Source organism: Thalassovita taeanensis (assembly GCF_900110775.1).
In the GTDB taxonomy this organism is placed as follows: Bacteria; Pseudomonadota; Alphaproteobacteria; order Rhodobacterales; family Rhodobacteraceae; genus Litorimicrobium; species Litorimicrobium taeanense.
In genome coordinates, this window is record NZ_FOEP01000012.1 from 64,862 (window position 1) to 87,711 (window position 22,850).

General features: G+C 61.7%; 23 protein-coding genes. 17 read left to right on the forward strand and 6 right to left on the reverse strand.

Annotation, left to right across the window (positions count from 1 at the left end; all coding sequences use genetic code 11):
* Nucleotides 1–21: 21 nt before the first annotated feature.
* Nucleotides 22–1,341, forward strand: coding sequence for an ammonium transporter (locus tag BSF79_RS14815; RefSeq protein WP_090270657.1), 1,320 nt, complete (start codon nucleotides 22–24; stop codon nucleotides 1,339–1,341).
* Between the two features lie 294 nt (nucleotides 1,342–1,635).
* Here BSF79_RS14815 and BSF79_RS14820 read toward each other — a convergent pair whose 3' ends face one another.
* Nucleotides 1,636–2,595: a LysR family transcriptional regulator gene (locus tag BSF79_RS14820; protein WP_090270608.1), complete on the reverse strand. Its 960-nt coding sequence runs from the start codon at nucleotides 2,593–2,595 to the stop codon at nucleotides 1,636–1,638.
* 95 nt (nucleotides 2,596–2,690) lie between these two features.
* On the opposite strand from BSF79_RS14820, the gene BSF79_RS14825 reads away from it, so the two are divergent.
* The 10 genes from BSF79_RS14825 (at nucleotide 2,691) to BSF79_RS14870 (ending at nucleotide 11,991) form a co-directional block, all read left to right on the forward strand.
* Entirely contained in the window at nucleotides 2,691–3,575 is an 885-nt protein-coding gene (locus BSF79_RS14825) for an ABC transporter permease (protein ID WP_245776418.1), read from the forward strand.
* Nucleotides 3,575–4,378, forward strand: coding sequence for an ABC transporter permease (locus BSF79_RS14830; protein WP_090270658.1), 804 nt, complete (start codon nucleotides 3,575–3,577; stop codon nucleotides 4,376–4,378). Before BSF79_RS14825 ends, BSF79_RS14830 begins: the two co-directional genes overlap by 1 nt.
* A 42-nt stretch (nucleotides 4,379–4,420) precedes the next feature.
* Entirely contained in the window at nucleotides 4,421–5,563 is a 1,143-nt protein-coding gene (locus tag BSF79_RS14835) for an extracellular solute-binding protein (RefSeq protein WP_090270610.1), read from the forward strand.
* A gap of 85 nt (nucleotides 5,564–5,648) precedes the next feature.
* Nucleotides 5,649–6,746, forward strand: a complete 1,098-nt coding sequence (locus BSF79_RS14840; protein ID WP_090270611.1) for an ABC transporter ATP-binding protein — start codon at nucleotides 5,649–5,651, stop codon at nucleotides 6,744–6,746.
* Nucleotides 6,733–8,076, forward strand: a complete 1,344-nt coding sequence (locus tag BSF79_RS14845; protein ID WP_090270612.1) for an aminotransferase family protein — start codon at nucleotides 6,733–6,735, stop codon at nucleotides 8,074–8,076. The genes BSF79_RS14840 and BSF79_RS14845 overlap by 14 nt, the downstream gene beginning before the upstream one ends.
* Nucleotides 8,077–8,094: 18 nt before the next feature.
* Nucleotides 8,095–9,021, forward strand: coding sequence for a 3,5-dioxohexanoate:acetyl-CoA acetone transferase (gene kce, locus BSF79_RS14850; RefSeq protein ID WP_090270613.1), 927 nt, complete (start codon nucleotides 8,095–8,097; stop codon nucleotides 9,019–9,021).
* Nucleotides 9,022–9,023: 2 nt separating this feature from the next.
* Entirely contained in the window at nucleotides 9,024–9,506 is a 483-nt protein-coding gene (locus BSF79_RS14855) for a GNAT family N-acetyltransferase (protein ID WP_090270614.1), read from the forward strand.
* Nucleotides 9,503–10,525, forward strand: a complete 1,023-nt coding sequence (locus BSF79_RS14860) for a histone deacetylase family protein (RefSeq protein WP_090270615.1) — start codon at nucleotides 9,503–9,505, stop codon at nucleotides 10,523–10,525. Before BSF79_RS14855 ends, BSF79_RS14860 begins: the two co-directional genes overlap by 4 nt.
* Nucleotides 10,522–11,640, forward strand: a complete 1,119-nt coding sequence (locus tag BSF79_RS14865; RefSeq protein WP_090270616.1) for an NAD(P)/FAD-dependent oxidoreductase — start codon at nucleotides 10,522–10,524, stop codon at nucleotides 11,638–11,640. Before BSF79_RS14860 ends, BSF79_RS14865 begins: the two co-directional genes overlap by 4 nt.
* A 3-nt stretch (nucleotides 11,641–11,643) precedes the next feature.
* Entirely contained in the window at nucleotides 11,644–11,991 is a 348-nt protein-coding gene (locus tag BSF79_RS14870) for a RidA family protein (protein ID WP_090270617.1), read from the forward strand.
* A 226-nt stretch (nucleotides 11,992–12,217) separates the two neighbouring features.
* On the opposite strand, the gene BSF79_RS14875 is transcribed toward BSF79_RS14870, so the two are convergent.
* Together BSF79_RS14875 and BSF79_RS14880 are read right to left on the reverse strand one after the other, a co-directional pair.
* Nucleotides 12,218–12,595 (reverse strand): rhodanese-like domain-containing protein, encoded by a 378-nt coding sequence (locus tag BSF79_RS14875; protein WP_090270618.1) that lies wholly within the window; start codon nucleotides 12,593–12,595, stop codon nucleotides 12,218–12,220.
* Between the two features lie 42 nt (nucleotides 12,596–12,637).
* Nucleotides 12,638–13,564 carry a LysR family transcriptional regulator gene (locus BSF79_RS14880; protein WP_090270619.1) on the reverse strand — a complete coding sequence of 309 codons (927 nt, stop codon included), beginning with the start codon at nucleotides 13,562–13,564 and terminating at the stop codon, nucleotides 12,638–12,640.
* Between the two features lie 98 nt (nucleotides 13,565–13,662).
* Here BSF79_RS14880 and BSF79_RS14885 point away from each other — a divergent pair, with 98 nt between their 5' ends.
* The 6 genes from BSF79_RS14885 to BSF79_RS14910 all read left to right on the forward strand — a co-directional run bounded on the left by BSF79_RS14885 (nucleotide 13,663) and on the right by BSF79_RS14910 (nucleotide 20,280).
* Nucleotides 13,663–14,886, forward strand: a complete 1,224-nt coding sequence (locus BSF79_RS14885) for a urate hydroxylase PuuD (RefSeq protein ID WP_090270620.1) — start codon at nucleotides 13,663–13,665, stop codon at nucleotides 14,884–14,886.
* Nucleotides 14,887–14,937: 51 nt separating this feature from the next.
* A complete protein-coding gene (locus tag BSF79_RS14890; RefSeq protein ID WP_090270621.1) occupies nucleotides 14,938–16,053 on the forward strand; it encodes a THUMP domain-containing class I SAM-dependent RNA methyltransferase in 1,116 nt (371 codons plus the stop codon).
* Between the two features lie 159 nt (nucleotides 16,054–16,212).
* Nucleotides 16,213–18,060 carry a DNA mismatch repair endonuclease MutL gene (gene mutL / locus BSF79_RS14895; RefSeq protein ID WP_090270622.1) on the forward strand — a complete coding sequence of 616 codons (1,848 nt, stop codon included), beginning with the start codon at nucleotides 16,213–16,215 and terminating at the stop codon, nucleotides 18,058–18,060.
* A complete protein-coding gene (locus BSF79_RS14900) occupies nucleotides 18,057–19,238 on the forward strand; it encodes a DNA recombination protein RmuC (RefSeq protein WP_090270623.1) in 1,182 nt (393 codons plus the stop codon). The genes mutL and BSF79_RS14900 overlap by 4 nt, the downstream gene beginning before the upstream one ends.
* A gap of 80 nt (nucleotides 19,239–19,318) precedes the next feature.
* A complete protein-coding gene (locus BSF79_RS14905) occupies nucleotides 19,319–19,645 on the forward strand; it encodes a DUF3775 domain-containing protein (protein WP_090270624.1) in 327 nt (108 codons plus the stop codon).
* 326 nt (nucleotides 19,646–19,971) lie between these two features.
* A complete protein-coding gene (locus BSF79_RS14910; RefSeq protein ID WP_139246454.1) occupies nucleotides 19,972–20,280 on the forward strand; it encodes a hypothetical protein in 309 nt (102 codons plus the stop codon).
* A gap of 74 nt (nucleotides 20,281–20,354) precedes the next feature.
* Here the strand turns inward: BSF79_RS14910 and BSF79_RS14915 are convergent, their stop codons facing one another.
* Genes BSF79_RS14915 through BSF79_RS14925 form a run of 3 tightly spaced genes read right to left on the reverse strand, consistent with a single transcriptional unit; the run spans nucleotide 20,355 to nucleotide 22,821 of the window.
* Nucleotides 20,355–21,500 carry a saccharopine dehydrogenase family protein gene (locus BSF79_RS14915; RefSeq protein ID WP_090270626.1) on the reverse strand — a complete coding sequence of 382 codons (1,146 nt, stop codon included), beginning with the start codon at nucleotides 21,498–21,500 and terminating at the stop codon, nucleotides 20,355–20,357.
* A gap of 13 nt (nucleotides 21,501–21,513) precedes the next feature.
* On the reverse strand, nucleotides 21,514–21,762 hold the full coding sequence (locus BSF79_RS14920) for a SemiSWEET family sugar transporter (protein ID WP_090270627.1): 249 nt from the start codon (nucleotides 21,760–21,762) through the stop codon (nucleotides 21,514–21,516).
* A 3-nt stretch (nucleotides 21,763–21,765) separates the two neighbouring features.
* Nucleotides 21,766–22,821, reverse strand: coding sequence for a saccharopine dehydrogenase (locus tag BSF79_RS14925; RefSeq protein WP_090270628.1), 1,056 nt, complete (start codon nucleotides 22,819–22,821; stop codon nucleotides 21,766–21,768).
* Nucleotides 22,822–22,850: the final 29 nt, after the last annotated feature.

Here is a 22,850-nt window from a genome sequence, read left to right on the forward strand (position 1 = left end):
GACGGGGGAAAAGAAATGCAAATGAATCGTGTAACGAAACTGGCTTTGGCCGCTGCTTTGATCGCAGTTCCAAGTCTGGGTCTGGCCCAAGAGGCCGATATGACCCCGCCGACAGGCGAAATCGGATACATCTTTACCACCTTCATGTTCCTTGTGACCGGTTTCCTGGTGATGTGGATGGGGGCTGGCTTCTCGATGCTCGAAGCGGGTCTGGTGCGCCAGAAAAACGTGACGATGCAGCTGACCAAGAACATCGCGCTCTTTGCGATCGCGGCGATCACCTACTACATCGTCGGCTATAACCTGATGTACCCGGGCGATGGCTGGTCGATTGACGGCATCCTTGGTGCCTTCTCGGCGGCCGAAATGGAAGCAGTCGGCGGAAGCCCCGACACCGACCTGACCTATGCGTCGGTTGGCTCGGACTTCTTCTTCCAGCTGATGTTCTGCGCGACCACCGCCTCGATCGTTTCGGGCACATTGGCCGAGCGGATCAAACTCTGGCCGTTCCTGGCCTTCACTGTCGTCCTGACCGCGCTGATCTACCCGATTCAGGCATCGTGGAAATGGGGCGGTGGCTTCCTGGATGCCGGCGGCTTCCTCGACTTCGCCGGTTCGACCGTTGTGCACTCGGTTGGTGGCTGGGCCGCTCTGGCAGGCGCGCTGATCCTCGGACCGCGTATCGGCAAATACAAAGAAGGCCGTGTTGTCCCGATGCCGGGTTCCAACCTGCCGCTTGCCACTCTGGGTACGTTCATCCTGTGGCTGGGTTGGTTCGGTTTCAATGGCGGCTCGCAGCTGTACATGGACACCGCAGGCAACGTTGCTGACATCAGCCGTATCTTCGCCAACACCAACACCGCAGCCGCCGGTGGCGCGATCGCCGCGCTGATCCTGACTCAGCTGCTGTACAAGAAGCCCGACCTGACCATGGTGCTGAACGGCGCATTGGCTGGTCTGGTGTCGATCACCGCCGAACCGCTGACCCCGAGCCTGGGTGCGGCAACGCTGATCGGTGCCGTTGGTGGCGTGATCATCGTCTTCGCTGTTCCCTTCCTGGACAAGCTGAAGATCGACGACGTTGTTGGCGCGATCCCGGTTCACCTGTTCTGCGGTATCTGGGGCACCATCGCTGTTGTCCTGACCAATGGCGACGCAAGCCTGGGCACGCAGCTGTACTCGATCATCGTTGTCGGTGTGTTCACCTTCATCGCTTCGGGGATCGTCTGGTACATCCTCAAGATGGTTATGGGTATCCGGGTTTCGGAAGAAGACGAGATCATGGGTCTCGACAAAGCCGAGCTGGGCATGGAAGCCTATCCCGAATTTTCCAAGGGCTGATTAACCTTCCTGATCGGTCTTTAGTACCTGCCCGGGCGTTCGCGCCCGGGCTTTTTTCGTGCGATCTTCACAGCACTTCAGTGCGCAACAAGGTGCGGTTCAGGCCGGGCGAAAGGCACCCGGAACGGTCAACGCCACGGCAGGTTTTCCGAGCGCTGGATGAACGGGCGCGCCGTGATGCAGATCAAAAGGGGGGCTGTTCTTTGGTGGTGCCAAGGGTCTGCCCGACACCTGACCCGAGCGCTTTGGCACTTCAGCGACTAATTGTGCTATGCGCCCAAGCCCGCGCCATCGCTAGACATAGATGCGCTCTTCCATCGGCGTCGTCTCGATCTTGTCCAGAAGATCAGCCAGCAGGGTCGCTTCGGCCCGGTTGGTTCTTGCGCTGGGGTTCCAGACCACATGCACATCGACATGGGGTGGTGCCTCGAACGGCGGCAGGCGCCACAGGCGCCCCATCTCGATATCCTCGCGCACGACATGGATGGGCAGCGGACCGATACCAAGCCCTGCGACGATCATCCGGCGCACCTCCTCCAGATTGGGCGAGGTCCCGACGATGCGCGCGTCCAATTGCGCCTCGGACCGCATCAAGGTGACGGCGCGCAGGGCATCGCTCATCTGGTCGGTGATAAAACTGACCGAGGATTGCCCCGCCAGATCTGCCATTTCGACCCCGGTTTTGCCAAACAGAGCGTGGGTCGGGCCACAGAAGAGCCCGAAATATTCGCGGAACAGACGGCGATACTCCAATCGCGGGCTTCGATCCTTCACCAGGCACACCGCGAACGAGACCCGGCGCGACGCGACGGCGGCCAAGGCGTCTTTGCTGGCCATGGCTTCGATCGACAGGGTCGCGCGCGGATGACGGGCGTGAAAATCCGACAGCGCGGTATCCAGCAGCGGACAGACAACGTGACTGGCCGTTGCGATACGCACAAGGCCCTGCACCTCGTTCTCGACGTTCCGCATGACCGTGCCAAGCCGCAAAATCGCGCCGTGGATGTCGATCGTCTCCTCATACAGCAGCTTCCCGGCATCGGTCAGGGCAAAACGGCCGGGTTTGCGCTCGACCAACTGCTTCCCCAAGCGATCCTCCAGCCGCTTCAGCGCGCTTGAAACGGTTGGCTGTTTCAGACTCAGGCGGTCGGCGGCATCGGTGATGGACTGCGAGGTCGCGATCACCAGAAACGTGCGCAAAAGGTTCCAGTCCAATTCGCGGGCAAGCCGCTCTGCCGGGGTTTCATGTCTCATGGGGCTATTGATAGCATCTATAGTTACAATATCAATTATCTATTGGATCAATGCGGCGAAGCGCTTCAAACTCCGGGAAATCGCAACCATCTGCCGTGAAGAGATTTGCCAAAATGAGCATCGAGGCCCGCGAAGCACGCCAACCATGGATATTGTTAGCACCGGCTTTGACGGCGATTTTCCTGCTTCTGATCGTGCCGCTGCTGTTTATCGTGGTCTATTCCTTCTGGCTAAGAAGCGCCGTGGGCGCCGATACGCCGGGGTTCTTTCTCGACAACTGGAAGGCCGCGCTGACGGATCGGTTTTACCGTGATATCTTGCTGAACACGCTGAAAATATCGGCGATCACCACGATCGCCTGTGCCCTGCTGGGATATCCGGCGGCCTATTTCATCGCCCGGTCCCAAGGTAACAAGATGATCCTGCTGATCATGCTGATGCTGCCGTTCTGGATCAGCTACATCATCCGCACGATGAGCTGGATCAACATTCTGGGCGTCTCCGGCGCGCTGAACTCGGTGCTCATGTCGCTGGGTATCGTCTCCGAACCGATCCAGATGCTTTATAATGAAACGACCGTGATTCTGGGCCTGACCCATTTTCTGCTGCCCTTCATGGTTCTGAATATCTTCGTCAGCCTTGATGGCATCGACACCAGCCTTGAAGACGCGGCGACGTCACTGGGTGCCACGCGCTGGCAGGCCTTCTTGCAGGTCACGCTGCCGCTGTCGCTGCCCGGACTCGCGGCGGGCGGCTTGCTCTGCTTCGTGCTGGGGGCGGGGACCTATATCACGCCGGTGGTGCTGGGCGGACCCCGCGACGCGATGTTCGCCAACCTCGTGTTCGAAGCGATCATCCGGCAACTGAACTGGCCGCTGGGCTCTGCTCTGTCACTGCTGCTCTTGATGGTGCTGGGCGTTCTTGTCGCGATCTACAATCGGTATCTGGGCATGGCCCAACTTGCGAAGGGGCTGGGATGATGCGCACTCGTTTGAACCTCGGATGGGGCGCCATCCGCCTTTATACGATCCTTGTCTACATGTTCATGTTCCTGCCGATCGCGGTGGTTGTGCTCTTGTCGTTCAACGCCAACCAGTTCGGCAGTTTCCCGATGACCGGGCTGTCAACGCGCTGGTTCGAAACCCTGTGGCAGAACGAAACGATCATGCGCGCGTTTCGCACCTCTATCGTGCTGGGCCTGTTGACGGCGGTCATATCCACCACGTTGGGGGTGCTCGCAAGCCTCGCGCTGGTCCGATACAGCGTGCCGGGCCGCAACCTGATCACCACGCTTCTGATCGCGCCGATCCTCGTGCCCGAGGTCGTCTTGGCCGTGGCACTTCTGCTGTTCCTGAACTTCCTGCAAATTGGCAAAAGCTTCACCTTGCTGCTGATGGGGCATGTGATCTTCACCCTGCCGTTCGTCATCCTTGTGGTGCAGGCCCGTCTGGTCAGCATCAAACGCGATGTCGAGGAAGCAGCCCTCAGCCTTGGCGCTTCGCCGCGCCAGACCTTCATGAGCGTGACCCTGCCGCTTTTGATGCCAGCGGTCGCCGCAGGGGGGCTGTTTGCCTTCACCATCAGCTTCGACGACATCACTGGCACGCTGTTCTGGAAACCGGGCGGCATCGAAACCGTCCCGACACAGATCTTCTCGATGCTGCGCAATTCAATCTCGCCCGAGATCAACGCCCTTGGCACAGTCATCATCGCGCTGACGGTCGGGCTGCCATTGCTGGGCCTCGCGCTTGCCAGACGCATGAATAAAACAAGCGGCGGATGAACCGCCCGACCCCCTAAAACAACCAACCTGGAGACCACTGAAATGGACGACACAACACGTTATGAGCGCTTGCGCGACCGTTTTCAAAATGGCGATATCAGCCGCCGCAAATTCTTTGGACTGCTTGGCGCCGCCGGTGCGGCCTATGGCTTGCAAACCCCCTTTGCCAAATACGCCAATGCACAAACCGCCTCGCAGGTCCGCTTTGACGGCTGGGGCGGCATCGTGTCCGAGGCGTTCCGCAAACACGCATTCGATCCCTACACCGCCAAGACCGGCGTCAAGGTTGTCGATGGCACCTTTCCGGGCGGCGACGAATATCTTGCGCTGGTCCGCGCCAGCAAAGAGGGCGAATATAACATCGCGCACCTCTCGGGCGTGTTCGACTATGCCCGCTATCACAGCTTTGGCCTGGCCAGCGAACTGAACCTCGACAACATCCCGAACATGAAGCTGGTCATGCCCGCCCTGACCAACGCGTTTTCCTCGGTGACGCCCGGCAGCCTCAGCGCGGTTCCCTACGATTACGGCACCACGGGCCTTGCCTATAACCGCAAGTACATCTCGGACGAAGAGATGAAAGAGAAGGGCGCAAAGATCCTGATCGACGCCGCCTATAAGGGCAAGATCGGCGGTTGGAGCGATTGGCGCACCCGGATCTGGTACGGCGCGCTGCAAACCGATCAGGACCCCAACAACATCACCGATATCGAAGCGGTCTGGAACGCCGTGCGCGCGCACCGTGATCTGGCGCTGAAATACTGGGCCTCGGGTGCCGAGCTGATGAGCCTTCTGGCCGAGGAAGAAATCTATGTGACCGAAGCCTGGTCGGGCCGTATCTATGCCTTGCAGGAACAGGGCCACGACATCGGCTATTACGATCCGCCGAACGGTTTTGGCTGGCAGGAGTGCTTGTTCGTGCTCAAAGGCAGCCCGATGGCCGCGTGCGAAGAGCTTCTGAACTTCATGCTTGATCCGGTCACCTCGATCGCCGTGGCCGAAGGGCAGAACTATCCGCCCGCACTCGACCCAAGCAAGGTTGATCTGGGCACCAAGATCCCGACGCTGCCCGCCTTCGATGCGACCGGCACCCTGTCGGGTCTGACCTTTGCCAATCCGGGCTATTGGAACGGCAACGAGGCGAAATGGTCCGAAACCTTCAGCCGCGTTCAGCGCGGATACTAAGCCCCAAATTCCCGACCCTGCGACCTGCGTGGGGTCGGGAAACCAGTTTCATACCCGCCAGTTTCACACCCGGAGGTGAGCCGCCGTGAGCGCAGTATCCCTAACTAATATCGTCAAGCAGTTCGGCACGTTCACCGCCGTTCACCGCATGTCGCTCGACATTGCGCAGGGCAGCTTCGTGACCCTTCTGGGGCCGTCGGGTTGCGGCAAAACGACGACGCTGCGCATGATCGCGGGGTTGCTGGACGCGACCGAAGGCGAGATCGCGATCAACGGCAAGCGCATGAACGATGTGCCGATCCACAAGCGCAATCTCGGGCTGGTGTTCCAGAACTACGCGCTGTTTCCCCACAAGACCGTGGCCGAAAATATTGCCTTCGGCCTGAACTACCGCAACGTCTCCAAGGAAGAAACGCAGCGCAAGGTGGCCGACGCGCTTGAGCTGGTGCAGCTTCCAGACTTGGGCGCGCGATACCCCAAGGAACTGTCCGGTGGGCAGCAGCAGCGCATCGCCCTTGCCCGCGCCATTGTCATCGAACCTGACGTGCTGTTGCTTGATGAACCGCTGTCAGCGCTTGATGCCAATCTGCGCGAAGACATGCGGGTCGAACTGAAGCGCATCCAGCAGCGGATCGGCGTCACGACGGTTTTCGTGACCCATGATCAGACCGAAGCCTTGGCAATGTCCGACCAGATCATCGTGATGTCCAAGGGGCGGGTCGAACAGGTTGGCTCGCCCGAAGAGGTCTACAACAGCCCCGCCTCGGAATTCGTGGCGCAGTTTCTGGGCGCCTCGAACATCCTTTCGGGCACCTCGCTTGGTATTCAGGGCGACGAACTCGGCCTTCAGATCATCGATTTCCCCCGACTTGTCATTCCTCGCAGCCGCGCCCCCCAGATTACCGGGGTGGGTCCTGCCAAACTGGTGATCCGTGCCGAAAAACTTCACCTTGTCCCCAAGACCGCCCCCGCCGACGATCGGCTTGCGGTCGCGGCCACGGTCGAAAACGTGGACTATCAGGGGCAATCCGCCCGATACTTCCTGCGGGTCGGAAACCACGCGTTGCAGGCGATCAACATGATCGAGGACCATCCCTTTGAAACCGGCGCCCAGGTCTCTCTGCGGTTCCGGGCAAAAGACTGTTCGGCGCTTCCAGGAGGCACATCACATGACGCGCAATAGCCATCTTTTCTATCAGACCCGCGCACGCCGCCCGATGCTGGCCGAGGCCAAGGGCGTCTATATGTGGGACGTCGACGGCACGCGCTATCTGGACGGATCGTCCGGCGCAATGGTCAGCAACATCGGCCACTCCGACCCCCGCGTGATCGAAGCCATGCGGCGCCAGATGGATAAATCCACCTTCGGCTACCGGCTGCACTTCGAATCGGAACCGGGCGAAAAACTGGCCGAAAAAGTCGCCAGCCTGTCGCCTGAGGGCATGGAGAAAGTGTTCTTCGTCTCTGGCGGGTCCGAGGCCGTTGAAAGCGCCATCAAGCTCGCGCGGCAATATGCGGTGACGGTCGGTCAGCCATCCCGCTGGAAGGTGATTTCGCGCAGCCCCAGCTATCACGGATCGACCTTGGGCGCGCTTGCACTGACCGGCTATGCGCCGCTGACCGACCCGTTCCTGCCGATGATGCAGGCAATGCCGAAAATCCCCGCCCCCCGTGCCTATCTTGACGGGCTGGACCTGAACGATCCGGCCACTGGCCTGCACTATGCGGCCATGCTCGAGGCGAAAATCCTTGAGGAAGGCGCCGACAGCGTTCTGGCCTTCATTCACGAACCTGTCGGGGGCGCCTCGACCGGCGCATTGGTGCCACCTGCGGGATACATGAAGGCCGTGCGCGATATCTGCGACCGCCACGGCGTGATCCTGATCCATGACGAGGTCATGTCGGGCGGTGGCCGGACCGGGAAATTCATGGGGGCCGAACATTGGGATGTCGCACCTGATATCATTGCGATCTCCAAAGGGTTCGGGGCGGGCTATACGCCCCTCGGTGCGATGATTGCCCACGAGCGTTTTGTCGAACCCGTTCTGGATGCGGGCGGGTTCATGCACGGCCATACCTATGCCGGCAACCCGCTGGCCTGTGCCGCCGGTCTTGCCGTGCTTGATGTGGTCGAAACGGATGGCTTGATGCAGAACGCCGCACGGATTGGCGCTTTGCTGAAATCCCGGCTTCAGGATCTGATGCAGCGGTTCCCGTTCATCGGTGACGTGCGCGGCGAAGGGCTGCTTCTGGCGTTCGAACTGGTCTCGGACCGTCAGACGATGACACCCTTGCCCAAAGCCCTGTCCGCCTATCTCGAACTGGTCGAACTGGCCTATGCTCAGGGGCTTATCATCTATTCGCGCCGCACGCGCGACGGGATAGAGGGCGACCATTTCCTTGTCTGCCCGCCGATGATCGCAACCGAAGACCATGTCGAAGAGATCATCGACAAGCTCACCATTGCTCTGGATCAGTTCGCAGCCAAGGCCGGACCCGCGCTGGCGCGCTGAGCGTAAGAAAGAAGAACCATGTCAAAGATCATCATTTCCTGTGCCATCACGGGCTCGATCCACACGCCGTCAATGTCGCCGCACCTGCCCGTGACCGGGCCGCAGATTGCTGAACAGGCGATCGAGGCCGCTCAGGCCGGGGCCGCAATCCTGCACCTGCACGCCCGCGACCCGAACAACGGCAAACCCTCGTCCGAGGTCGAGGATTACATGGCGTTCCTTCCCACGATCAAGGCGGGTACCGATGCGATTGTGAACCTGACAACGGGCGGCAGCGCCGTCATGTCGATGGAACAACGTCTGGCGGGGCCGTTGGTGGCCAAACCGGAAATGTGCTCGCTGAACATGGGGACGATGAACTTTGCGCTCTATCCGATGTTGGGCAATCGCACCGAGTGGTTGCACGACTGGGAAGAGCCGTTCTTGCGCAACTCCGATGACCTCGTGTTCAAGAATACCCCGCGCGATATCACCGAGGTTCTAAGGCTGATGGGGCAGGAACGCGGCGCGAAGTTCGAGTTTGAATGCTACGATCTCGGGCATCTTTATATGCTGCGCCATTTCGTTGATCGCGGCTTGATCGACGCGCCGATTTTCATCCAGTTCGTTATGGGCGTGCTGGGTGGGGTCGCCGCAGAACCCGAACACCTGACCCATCTGAAACGGACTGCGGACAAGCTGTTCGGCGACAGCTATACCTTCTCGGTTCTGGCTGCCGGGCGTCACCAGATGGCGATGGCCGCCATGGGGGCGGGCATGGGCGGGCATGTGCGCGTCGGGCTCGAGGACAACCTCTATATCGCCCGTGGACGGCTGGCACAGTCGAATGCGCAACAGGTCGAAAAGATACGTGGTATCGTCGAGGCACTGGGCCGCGAGGTCGCGACACCCGACGAGGCGCGCGCGATGCTTGGCCTTAAGGGGCAGGCCGGAGTAGCGTTCTGACCATGACCCAGATTGAATTCAGACAGGCCGAACTTGACGACGCGACCCGACTGAACGCGGCGTTGCGGCGTTTGTCCGAAACCATGGGCGATAGCCATCTGGCAAGCGGCACCGATCTGGCCCGCGCCGCCTTCGGTCCCGTGCCCGCGTTTTATGCCGTACTGGCCGAGGTCGACGGCGCCTTGGTCGGCGTGGCGGTCTATTCGCCGTTCTATTCCACCATCCGGGCGGCGGCCGGTGCCTATGTCTCGGACCTTTGGGTGGATGACACAATGCGCGGTCAGGGGCTTGGGCCGCGCCTTTTGGCGGCGGTTCGGGACCGGGCAAAGGTGCAATGGGACGCGGGTTTCCTGCGGCTGGCGGTCTACGAGGACAATCCGCGCGCCGTGGCATTCTACACCAGACTCGGTTTTGCACCGATGCCAGGAGATATCTACATGACCCTTGAGGGCAAGGCGCTTGGCGCCGTGGGAGCACAGCAATGAAAGCCATTTTCGACGACCGTCAGTGGGCGCACGACCCCAAAAGCTTCATGGAAAACGGGCAGGCTTTGCCGAACCCCGAACAGCCCAAGCGGATCGAGGTGCTCAGCGCAGGGGCCAAGGCCGCAGGCTGTGATTTTCACGCCCCACCCGATCACGGGATCGGACCAATCGCGGCGATCCATTCGCCCGAATACCTGACGTTCCTGTCGACGATCCACACAAGGTGGAGCCGGATGAAGGGCGCGTCAGACGAGGTGATCCCGAACATCCACCCGGACCGGCGCACTGCAAGCTATCCGCGCTCGGCCGCCGGTCAGGCAGGGTTCCATCAGGCCGATACCGCCTGTCCCATCGCCGCCGGAACATGGGAGGCGGCGTATTGGTCTGCGCAAACCGCGCTGGGCGGCGTTGACGCGATCCTCGCGGGTGCGCGCGCGGTCTATTCTCTGTGCCGCCCGCCGGGCCACCACGCCTTTGGCGATCTCGCAGGTGGGTTTTGCTTCCTCAACAACGCCGCCATCGCGGCAGAAGCGCTGCTGAAAGCCGGGCGCAGACCCGCGATTCTGGACATCGACGTGCATCACGGCAACGGTACACAAGGCATATTCTATGGTCGCCGCGATGTCCTGACAGTGTCGATGCACGCCGACCCGATCCGGTTTTACCCGTTCTTCTGGGGCCACGCGGATGAACGCGGCGAGGGCGAAGGGCTGGGCTATAACCTGAACCTGCCAATGCCGCGCGGCACCACCGATGCCGAGTACCTCGAGGTGCTGAAATCCGCGCTTGGCCGTATCGAGATGTTCGGCGCCGATGTCGTGGTGGTGGCCCTCGGGCTGGACGGCCACGAGAACGACCCGTTTCAGGGTTTCAAGATCACGACCCCCGGCTTTGCCCGTATCGCGCAGGCGATTGCCGAAATGGGGCTGCCGTCGATCATCGTTCAGGAAGGCGGATATCTCTCCGACGATCTTGGCGCGAACCTCACCAGCTTCCTGACGGGGTATCAGCCCAAATGACTGTGAAAAGGGATATATTGGTTATTGGCGGCGGCATTGCCGGGATTGGCGCGGCGGCTCGGATGTCCCCGGACGCCAAAGTGACAGTGTTGGAGGCCGAACCCGCCATCGGCCACCACTCGACCGGACGGTCCGCCGCGATCTTCATCCGAAACTATGGTAACGCGGCCTTGCGGGCGCTGAATGCGGCGTCGGTCGGGGTGTTCATCGAACCCGACGGCATCGCCGACAGCAGCCTTCTGTCACCGCGCGGCGAGATGCTGATCGCGAACGAAAACGAACTGGGTGCGTTCGAGGCCTATCTTGAAGGGGGCGAAGGGCTTGAACGGCTGACCGCCGCGCAGGCGACCGAACTGGTCCCGATCTTGCGGCAGGACGCAATCGCCGGGGCGGCCATCGAATGGGATGCGCAAGATATCGACGTCGACCGGTTGCTTCAGGGATTTGCCAGAATGCTTCGGTCCCAGGGCGGCCAGATCGTGACAGACGCGCGCGTCACATCAATCACCCGCAAGGACGGCGGATGGTGCGTCACGACGAACAAGGAAGACTATTTCGCGCCGGTTCTGGTCAATGCGGCCGGCGCCTGGGGCGACCATATCGCGACGATGGCGGGGGTGGCCCCGGTCGGGTTGCGCGCGCTGCGCCGCTCAGCGGCCCTGATCCCGGCGCCGACCGGATACGACATCAATCGCTGGCCGCTGTTCGCCAGCGCGTCCGAGCAATGGTACGCAAAACCCGAAGCCGGGAAGCTGATGATCTCGCCCGCTGACGAGGACGAGGTCGAACCGCATGATGTCTGGGCCGATGATATGGTCCTTGCCGAAGGGCTTGACCGCTTTGAACAGGCCGTCACGATGCCCATCACCCGCGTCGAGCATTCATGGGCCGGTCTGCGCAGCTTTGTCGCCGACCGGACGCCTGTCGTGGGGTTTGCCCCCGATGCCGACGGGTTTTTCTGGCTGGTGGGCCAAGGCGGTTACGGTATTCAAACGGCGCCTGCCTTGTCGCAACTGGCCGCTGATCTTTCTCTGGGGCGCAGATCGCCCTTGCCCGGCGCGGTTATCGACGCGCTTGGCGCCTCCAGACCATCACTCAACCCTCAAAGGAACTGAAAAATGAGCAGTATCAAACGTATCGAACCGGGCGCCCGCATGAGCCAGGCCGTTGTCCACGGAGGCCTGATTTGGCTGGCCGGACAGGTTGGAACCGCCGGGGCGGATGTCACGACGCAAACCAAAGATGCGCTGGCACATGTTGATCGGCTTCTGGCCGAGGCGGGATCCGACAAGTCGAAGATCCTGCAAACGACCATCTGGATGGCATCAATGTCGGATTTTGCCGAAATGAATGCGGTCTGGGATCAGTGGGTCGATCCAGCCAACCCACCAGCGCGCGCAACCGGCGAGGCCAAGCTCGCGACACCCGAATACAAGGTCGAAGTCATCGTGGTTGCCGCGGCCTGATTTCGCAAAGGCGCAGGGCCGACGATGACGGCCCTGCGCATCGATGTCGTCGGCTTGCGGCACATCGGTTGGGGGCCAAGCATCTGCGGTGGCCGCCCGCCCCGGCTTTATGCCGCAGCACCGTCCTTCTTGCGTCGTGGGGGCGCTGCCCCCGTCGCCTGACGGCGACTCCCCCGGAGTATTTTTCTCAGAAAGAAACAGGAGGGCAGCGGCTGATTTGATCGGGTCAGGCGGGGGCGCGTTGTGGGGCGCCGGTGGCCATGTTGGTGCCGATATAGGGCTGTTGCGCCGCTTTCCACGCGGCAAAGCCGCCTTCCATATGGGCGATCTGGGTGATGCCTGCCTCGATCGCGGCGCGGCAGACCCGTTCGGACCGCACGCCAGAGCCGCAATGGAACACGATCCGCTTGTCGCTTTGGCCCGGCAGTTTGCCAGCCTTGAAAAACGACAACGGCATCAGCAGCGCGCCTTCGATATGTTCGAACATGTATTCCTGTGGGGTGCGCACGTCGATCAGGACGATTTCGTCGCGCGCAAAGGCATCAGCGGTTTCGGCGACGGTCCAGGTTTCGAATGTGGCGGTGCCGATGGTTTCGGTTTTCATGGGAGCTCTCTCTCTGGTCAGGGGCGCGTGGCGCGAGTGTCGTCATATATCGTAACCGTGATGTAATGAGTTCAAAGCCTCTTTGCACCGGGTGGCCATGAATTCGGTGAAAAGTTGCACTTTCGGGTCGCGGAACCGGCGGCTGGGCGACAGGCTGACCAGTTGCGTCGCCAGTGGCGGCGTCGCCGTGGCCACCGGGATCAGCGTGCCCGCGCGCAGGTGGTCCGCGACCTCGAACAGCGGTTTCATCACGATCCCGGCCCCGTCCAGTGCCCAGCCGGTCAGCACATCGCCGTCGTCGGATTCAAACGGGCCGGTGATTTCGAACCGCTTCGGTCCCTGCGGCGTTTGCAGGGTCCACTGAAATTCGCGCGCGCCGGGGAACCGCAGGTTCAGGCAATCGTGCCCGTCCCGGATCAGCGCTGTGCCATCCACCGGCATCCCGCGTCGCGCGACATAGGCCGGGGCGGCACACAGCAGGCGCGGGCAGTCGGCGATCACCCGGATTTTCAGGTCACTGTCTGCCAGTGGGCCAAGGTGAAACGCCAGATCCAACCCCTCGCCGGTCACATCAATGCTGCGGTCAGACAGGCGCAGGCGGATGTCGATCTCAGGATAGGCCGCCTTGAACGCGGGCACGGCGGGCGCGATAAAGCGGCGGCCCACGCCCAGCGGTGCCGCCACAAACAGCGTGCCGCGCGGTGATTGGCTGACGTTCATCACCGCGGCTTCGGCCTGTTCGATCGCCTCAAGGATATGGCAGGCGCCATCGTAAAACAGCCGCCCGTGTTCCGTCGGGTTCAATGCCCGCGTGGTCCGATTGAACAAACGCACCCCAAGCCGCTTTTCCAGCTCGGCAATCCGTGCCGACGCCACCGCGGGCGAGGTCCGCTGATCGCGTGCCGCAGCACTCATGCTGCCCAATTCATAGACGCGCAGGAACATCCTCAGGGTGTTCACATAGGCCATTATCAACAATTCCTTGAAACTCTTGCCGCTATTTGAAGAGTTAACAAAGATGCAGCCCAACGGATAGCCTGCGTGCACCCATCAACAGGAGTGACCCGATGTACGATTGGACCGCGATAGGCGAATGGATCGAGTTCGCCGTCCGCTGGCTGCATGTGATCACCGCGATCGCCTGGATCGGGTCATCGTTCTATTTCATCGCGCTGGACCTTGGCCTGCACCGCGACCGCAACCTGGCTTCTGGCGCGGATGGCGAGGAATGGCAGGTGCACGGCGGTGGATTTTATCACATCCAGAAATACCTGATCGCCCCCGATCAAATGCCCGGCGACCTGATCTGGTTCAAATGGGAAAGCTACTCCACCTGGCTCAGCGGCTTTGCCCTGCTGGCGCTGGTCTATTACCTTGGGGCTGAATTCTACCTTGTTGATCCCGCGGTGATGGAGCTGGCAAACTGGCAGGCGATCGTGATCTCGCTTGCTTCGCTGGGGTTTGGCTGGCTGGCCTATGACCTGATCTGCAAATCCAAATTCGGCGACAACAACACCCGGCTGATGCTGCTGCTTTACGTTATCCTTGTCGGCATGGCGTATTTCTATACCTCGGTCTTCTCTGGCCGCGCGGCTCTGCTGCACCTTGGCGCTTTCACCGCGACGATCATGTCCGCCAACGTGTTCTTCATCATCATGCCGAACCAGCGCATTGTCGTGGCCGACCTGCAAGCGGGCCGGGTGCCCGACGCGAAATACGGCAAGATCGCCAAACAGCGCAGCACCCATAACAACTATCTGACGCTGCCGGTCATCTTCATGATGCTGTCCAACCACTATCCGCTGGCCTTCGCCAGCGAGATGAACTGGCTGATTGCCTCGCTGATCTTCCTGATGGGGGTCACGATTCGGCACTATTTCAACACGCGCCACGCCCGCAAAGGCAACCCGATCTGGACATGGGCCGCCACCGCGCTGCTGTTTGTGCTGGTGATGTGGCTGTCCACCGCGCCGATGTTCCGCACTGACGAACCAGAAGAGGCCCGCGGTGCCGAACTGCGCTTCGCCCAGGCCGAAGGCTTTGCCGAGGTGCACGATATCGTGCTGGGCCGCTGCTCCATGTGCCACGCGGCCGAACCGGGCTGGGAGGGCATGCACTGGCCCCCCAAGGGCGTGCGGCTGGAAACCGAGGCGCAGATCGCCCGCCACGCCCGCCAGATTTACCTGCAAGCCGGGCTGACCCACGCCATGCCCCCCGCCAACCTGTCGTTTATCGAACCGGCCGAACGGGCGCAGATCGTGGCATGGTACCGCGCCGCGATGGCGGACTGAGCACCGCAAATAGGGGTCGAAGCGCCACCGCTTTGCGGATAAGCAAGCCGGATGAACACAGAACCCACCTTCGATATCTTCCTTGTCACCGCTCCGGGGCTCGAACAGGCGCTCTGCCAAGAGGCGCAGGAAAAAGGCTTTGCCGCCCCCACGCCTGAGGTCGGCGGCGTCACCGTTCAGGGCGGCTGGCCCGAGGTCTGGCGCGCCCATCTGGAACTGCGCGGCGCGGCCCGCATTCTGGCGCGCATCGGCTCTTTCCGTGTCATGCATCTTGCCCAGCTTGATAAGCGCGCCCGCAAATTTCCCTGGGCCGACGTGCTGCGCAAGGATGTCCCGGTCAAGGTCGAGGTCACGTGCAAAGCCTCTCGGATCTATCATGCCGGCGCCGCGACGCAGCGGATCGAAACCGCAATCCGCGAATCCCTTGGCGCGCCGATCGCGGCAGATGCCGAAGTGCGGCTCAAGGTGCGCATCGCCGATGACCTGTGCACCATCAGCGTCGATTGCTCGGGCGACTCACTGCATAAGCGCGGCCATAAAGAGGCAATCGGCAAAGCGCCGATGCGTGAAAATCTGGCCGCTCTGTTCCTGCGCCAATGCGGCTATACCGGCACCGAACCCGTGGTCGATCCGATGTGCGGGTCCGGCACCTTCGTGATCGAAGCGGCCGAGATTGCCGCCGGTCTCAACCCCGGTCGCTCGCGGCATTTCGCGTTCGAACAGCTCGCCAGCTTCGACGATACCGCATGGCAGGCGATGCGCGGCGCGCAGGCCCCGGTGGTGCCGACCGCGCGCTTCTACGGGTCTGACCGCGATGCCGGCGCGATCCGCATGAGCCGCGCCAACGCCGAACGCGCCGGCGTGTCCGAGTTCACCGATTTTCAGTGCCATTCGGTCAGCGATCTGAAGCGCCCCGATGGCCCGCCCGGTCTGGTCATCGTCAACCCGCCCTACGGCGCCCGCATCGGTGATCGCAAACTGCTCTACTCCGTCTATGGCGCGCTGGGCAAAACCCTGCTGGCCGGGTTTCGCGGTTGGCGCGTCGGCATGGTCACCAGCGACGCCGCTCTTGCCAAAGCCTCCGGTCTGCCCTTCGTGCCGCCCGGCCCGCCCGTGGCCCATGGCGGTTTGCGAGTGACACTGTTTCAGACCGGCCCACTGTCCTAACAGCGGCCTTTTGCCGATACGTTTATGCATCGGATGTGCATGCTGTGTGCATGTCTTGTGCATGCTGCCGTTTCGGCGCGGCGCGGCTGTGCCACCCTTGGTCTGATCCGCAGATTCTGACGTGGTCGAATCGGATGAGCCTGTGCTAGGTCTGGGGGCATGTCCCAGCTAAACCCCAATATAAGCGATACGCGCCCGGTGATCCGTCAACTTGACGAGGGCGCAATCAACCGTATCGCAGCGGGCGAGGTGGTTGAACGCCCCGCCTCGGCGGTGAAAGAGCTGGTCGAGAATGCTATTGACGCCGGCGCACAACATATTGAGGTTGTCATCGCGGACGGCGGCAAGACCTTGATCCGCGTGCGCGATGATGGCTGCGGGATCGCCGCCGATGAGCTGCCGCTGGCCCTGTCGCGCCATGCCACCTCCAAGATCGACGGTTCCGACCTTCTGAACATCCACAGCTTCGGCTTTCGCGGCGAAGCCCTGCCCAGCCTCGGCGCGGTTGGCCGTCTGGTGATCACCAGCCGTATCGCCGGGGAAGATGCCGCGCAAATTACTGTTTCTGCTGGGAAAATATCCCCCATCCGTCCCGCAGCTCTCAGCGGCGGCACGGTGGTCGAGCTGCGCGATTTGTTCTTTGCCACCCCCGCGCGACTGAAATTCCTACGCACAGACCGCGCCGAAACCCAAGCCGTAACCGACGTGATCAAACGCCTGGCGATGGCCGAACCTTTCGTTGGTTTCACCCTGCGCGACGTCTCCAGCGGCGGCGAAGGCCGCGTCAGTTTTCGTGCCGATGCGGAAACCGGTGATCTGTTCGATGCTCTGCACGGTCGTCTTGCACGTGTCCTTGGCGCGGAATTCGCTGAAAACGCACTGAAAATTGACGCCGAGCGCGAAGGGTTCCACCTGACCGGATACGCGGCATTGCCGACTTATTCACGCGGATCTGCCGTGACGCAGTTCCTGTTTGTGAATGGCCGACCGGTCAAGGACAAGCTGTTGATCGGGGCGCTGAAAGGCGCGTATTTCGATTTTCTCAGCCGCGACCGCCACCCGGCAGCGGCGTTGTTTGTCGACTGCGACCCGCATCTGGTGGACGTGAACGTGCACCCGGCGAAATCCGAGGTGCGCTTCCGCGATCCCGGCGTCGTGCGCGGGTTGATCGTGTCCGCGTTGCGCCACGGGCTGGCCGAAGCGGGGCATCGCGCCTCGACCACCGTGGCGGGGGCGACGCTGGGTGCCTTCCGGCCCGAAGCCATGCCGACAGGCCCGGCACGGGTATATCAGATGGACCGGCCCTCGCAGGGCGCGCTGCAAAGCGCATATCAGGCGCAGGCGCCGGGCTTTGCCGAGTTTGGCGCACAGATGAGCGCGCGGGTTGAGGTGGTCGAGCCGACGGAAGATGGCCCGCCCGCCGAGGCGCTGCCGCTAGGTGCGGCACGCGCGCAGGTGCACGAGAATTACATTGTGGCGCAAACCGAAACCGGCATGGTCATTGTCGATCAGCACGCGGCGCACGAGCGGCTGGTGTATGAAAAGCTCAAGCATCAGATGGCGGAAAATGGCGTGGCAGCGCAAGCGCTGTTGATCCCCGAGATTGTCGAGTTGTCCGAGGGCGATAGCGCGCGATTGCTGGAGGTTGCCGATGATTTGGCCCGGCTGGGGCTGGTGATCGAGCCGTTTGGGGGCGGGGCAGTCGCAGTACGCGAAACCCCTGCCATTCTGGGTGAAGTCAACGCGCGCGCGATGGTTCTGGATATTCTGGACGAGCTGGCCGATCAGGGCGACAGCCAGACCGTGCAGGCGCGGATCGAGGCGATCCTGAGCCGGGTCGCATGCCATGGCTCGATCCGCTCGGGCCGCCGGATGCGGGCCGAAGAGATGAACGCTCTGCTGCGCGAGATGGAGGCAACACCGCATTCCGGGCAGTGCAACCATGGGCGCCCGACCTATGTCGAGCTGAAGCTGAGCGATATTGAACGGTTGTTTGGCCGCACATGATTACCATTGGTGGACAGAACTACTCCTTCGATGATCCGCGGGTTTTGGCGGCGTTGGCCGGGTGTGCGGTGATCGCGCTGATCCTGATCCTGTTGGTCCTGTCGCTTAGAGCGGCGGGGCGCTCGGCGCGGATGGCGGCGCCTTTGGCGCAGCAGATGGGGATGCTTGGGCAGCGGGTGCAAAGCCTGAATGACGGGCAGCAGCAGCTGGCAGGCGGGCTGACGCATGTGGCCGAAGCCCAATCAGCGTCGCAGGCGAATATGCTGCAACTGATGGAACAGCGCTTGGCGCATGTGACCCAGCAGATGAACGAGAACCTGCACGGCAGCGCCCGGCGCACCGCGCACAGCCTTGGCGAGTTGCAGCAGCGGCTGCAATCCATCGACAAGGCGCAGGAAAATATCACCAAGCTGTCAGGCGACGTTCTGTCATTGCAGGATATCCTGTCGAACAAGCAGACCCGCGGCGCATTTGGGGAAATTCAGCTGAAAGATATTGTATCCAAGGCGATGCCCTCGGACAGCTATACGTGGCAGGCGACGCTGAGCAACGGCAAGCGCGCCGATTGTTTGATCCACCTGCCGAACCCGCCGGGGCCGATCGTGATCGACAGTAAATTCCCGCTGGAAGCCTATGAGGCGCTGCGCCGGGCCGAGACGCCGGAACAGCTGACGCGCGCCGCGCAGCAGCTGCGCCAGTCGGTGCGTGGGCATATCCGCGCGATTTCCGAGAAATACATTCTGGACGGCGAGACGGCGGATGGCGCGCTGATGTTCCTGCCCTCCGAGGCGGTCTATGCCGAGTTGCACGCGAACTTCCCCGAGCTGGTACGCGAAGGCTTCGCGGCGCGGGTCTGGATCGTGTCGCCGACCACCTGCATGGCGACGCTGAACACGATGCGCGCGATCCTGAAGGATGCGCGGATGCGCGAGCAGGCGGGTGCGATCCGGCGCGAACTGGGGCTGTTGTTCGGCGATGTCGAGCGCTTGGGCGTGCGGGTGGAAAATCTGGACCGGCATTTCGGGCAGGCCGCCAAGGACATTGCCGAGATCAAGATCAGCTCGGACAAGGCGGGCCGTCGGGCACGGCGGTTGGACAATTTCGACTTCGAAGAGCTGGCACCGGAACCAGAGGCGGCGGTGGTGCCGCTGGTCCAGCCCAAGCCTGACGCGCCCTAGGGTATTTGCCCCAGATCAAGGACGCGGACCCTGTGCTCAGACATGGTAATGTAAATCATGCGCAGACAGAGGACCCTTCCATGCTTGAGATTAGTATCGACAAAGTTGCCAACGTGATCCTGATGGCACGCGAACTAGGGCGTGCCGAGGGCGAATTGCGCGCCTTCATAGATCGTCTTTCTGAAGAAGAGCTGATTGATCTGGTGGCGTTGATGTGGGTCGGGCGCGGCAGTTTCGAACCTGAGGAATGGGAAGACGCCAAAGCCACAGCCGCCAATGAGGCCACGACGCCTACGGCGGACTATCTGATCGGCACCCCGCGTTTGTCCGACTACCTTGAAAACGGGTTGGACGCGTTGGGTTTGTCTGCGATCGACGAAGAAGACGAGCTGATACGCGGCGGCTGAGCGCGTTTTTCGCTGAATTTTGACATGGCGCGGTCGTCTCAGAGGGGGTCTTTGCAGATATTTCCCGGCACAAGGGGTGCACGTGGTTGGTGAGTAATGGTGATCAGCGCGGGGGGTATTCTTTGCGGCGCTGGCCCAAATGGCCTGTTTTTTAAGGGCGAAACCGCTCACGCAGATGTGTCGTGCAAAAATGCGCGGAGCCGGTCAATTTTCGCACAATTTTCAAAGGGTTGCTTTGCTTGAAAGCGCCCGGTTCAGGGTCCATTTGCTGTTTCAGATCGAACGACGATCGAACACAACAACATGAAATCCTGAAAGGATATACAATGAAACTCGCACTTACAGCCCTGGGCACCGCTTTGGTTCTGGCCACTTCCGCAACCGCTGGCGGCCTGTATACGAACGACACCGTGATGACGCGCAACGTTCCTGCCGCGCACATTCTGAACGGTCGTGACCAGATCGATGTGAACAACGGCACCTTCACCGTGACCATCGGCAAGCAGGTGATTGTGGACGAAAAAGACTATCTGACCCCTGCCGAGATTGCCCGGGACGATGACGACACCACGCGTGTTTACGTCTTCAAAAGTGCAGCGGCCGACACTGCTCTGACCGGTGCCAATATCCGCTAAACCGGTGCGGGCCTGATAAGGGCCTTCCCCCTACAGCGCCCGCCTGCAAAGGCGGACGCTGCAATAACCCTAAATCAGGGGTTCAGGTGGTCAACGATGGCCAGATGCTGTGCAAGACTGCCGATTTCGCGCATCCAATCAGACACAAGCGCCGGATCGGACGGGGCCGCAGATACGCCGGGCGCGATCTGGCCGGACAAAACAGCCTCGATTGCCAGCGACACCGGGACCGAGACAAGGCGCGCCATTGCCGTTCCGTGTTCGTCCCCCCAAGCATCCATCACATAGGTTTTGTGCCAGACATCCGCGCCGTTCTTGCGCGCGGCAAGATCAACGCAGAGCACAACGCGGTCCGGTTCGCCCGCGTCATAGGCGTTCTCAGCCCAGAACTGATCGGACATGTCTTTCAGCCGCGCGTCGCCCTCGGCGCCTTTGAGCGTTTCGATTTCCTTGAACACGTCGCCCCACGCCTGCGTCCAGCCCTTCAGGCGCAGGGTGCCGCGCACGAAATTCCGCACAGGCCAGTCTGGTTCAAAGCCATATTCTGCCATGAACGGCAGCGAGTCGCGGTTGGGATAGACCTCGAATGTTTCCGCATCCGGCAACGGGGCGGTATAGCTGCTGATCGCGTCCCAAGGGCGGTCAACGTTCAGTTCCTTGAAGTCGCTGAGCGAGCGCGAGGGCGAACGCAGCGCCTTGAGCACGCCCAGAGGCGACCAGCTGAATTTATACCGGAACGGGTTGGAGATTTTCGGCACTCCACCGCAGTATGACAGGAACGACAGCTCGTTTGACGGGTCAAACGCAGCCGAGGCGCGATAATCCGCCATCAGCGCATGGGCCATCAGGTGGTCGATGCCGGGATCAAGCCCGACTTCATTGACAAAGCTCAGCCCTTTTTCGCGGGCGGCATCATCCAGCGCGCGCATTTCGGGGGCGATATACGAAGACGAGACGAAATGCGCACCGTGTTCCAGGCAAAGCGTGGCGAGCGGCACATGCCACTCAGCGGGCAACATCGACACAACCACATCGCCGGGGGCCAGAGCTGCGGACAGCGCGTCGACATCAAAGGTGCGAATGTCGGTGGTCAGATCGCCCAGTGCGCTAATCGCTTTGTCGGTGGTCCGATTCCAGACGGTGACGGGGACGCCGACCTGCAAGAGGCGACGCAAGCCAGGGATGGCCGAAAGGCCGGTGCCGCACCAATGGACTGTCATTACAGGTCTCCGTTCATTTGTATTTCAGTTTGGCTGCGACAATGGCAATCATGGCCGAAACAGAGGCGATGTTCGCGACGATGATCGGCCAGTCGGTGATCATCACGCCATAGATCAGCCACAGGGTAACCGTCAGCAGGAACAGTAGGTTGGCCGTTAGAGACAGAGATTTCGTGTCGCGCGTCCGCCAGACCTGAATGGCTTGCGGCAGCCAGCAGATGGTGCCGAGAATGGCCGCAAAATAGCCGATGTAAAGCGCCATGGATCAGACCTTTGCCAGATGATGGTGATAGCTCGCAAATGCCCGCCCCCAGACGCCCGAGTTCAGGTCAGTCAGGCCGAGCAGGGAGGGCAGCAATTGCTGGGCATAATCCTGCGAGCTTTCAATCGGTAACATCGAGGGCAGGTTGTCGATCGCGGTCACGTCCAGTACCGGCGCGTCGTGCACACGCAGGGCGGGCGCGTTCCACGTGGTGGTGCGGTCATAGACTTTGATCGGGGAAAAGTCGCTGGTGGGATCGCAGGCGATATCGCCGATCACCGACAGTTTACGCGGGGCGGTTTTGGCGTCAGCTGGGACAAAAACCGGGGTGCCGGGGCGCGCGAGAATGCAGTTCAGGAAGACCTCGTGCTGCAACACTTCAGGAAACGGCCCGCCGCTGACGGTTTCGGCCATATCCCATTTGGTGACGTGCATCCCCATCGCTTCGCACAGGTCCGAGGCCCCGGTGCCGACCCGGCCCAAAGCGCCGATTACGATGGCGCGGGGCCGGTCGGGGCCGATCGCATTCAGCTCGTTGTGCAGCTCGTGCACCAGTGCGTCGCGCCCGTCATAGACGCCGACCGGGCCGCAGATCTCGCCGCGCTGCTGTGCCGCCCAGCATTTCAGCGACACCGCCGCCCCGGCGAACCCCGCCCAATACCCGAAGGCCGCGACACGCCGACCGTTTTCTTCGACCAGATATTCAAGGTCATAGAGTGTACCGCCCCCGGTCTTGAACCGTTTCAGCAGCTCTTGGCCTGCGGGCTGCCCTTTGTAGGCGTGACCGAACATGATGTGGCGGTGCGGCAGGGGCGTGCCATCTTCGGGAAGCTCTTTGAGGCCGAAGATGATCGCATCGGCGGGGGCGTCGGGCCAGGTGTTTTCCGGCGCGATTTCGGCCCCGGCAGCTGCATATCCCGCGATCGGGATGGCGCGCACGTGGCTTTGCTCAACGGTGACGCGAATGCCCGCCCTGATCAGCGCGGCGGTGCCCTCGGGGGTCAGGCCGACGCGCTCTTCGTTCGATCGTTGTTCGGCGCGAACCCAAAGATGTGTCATGCGAAAAGCCTTTTCAGTAAGCCGCCCGT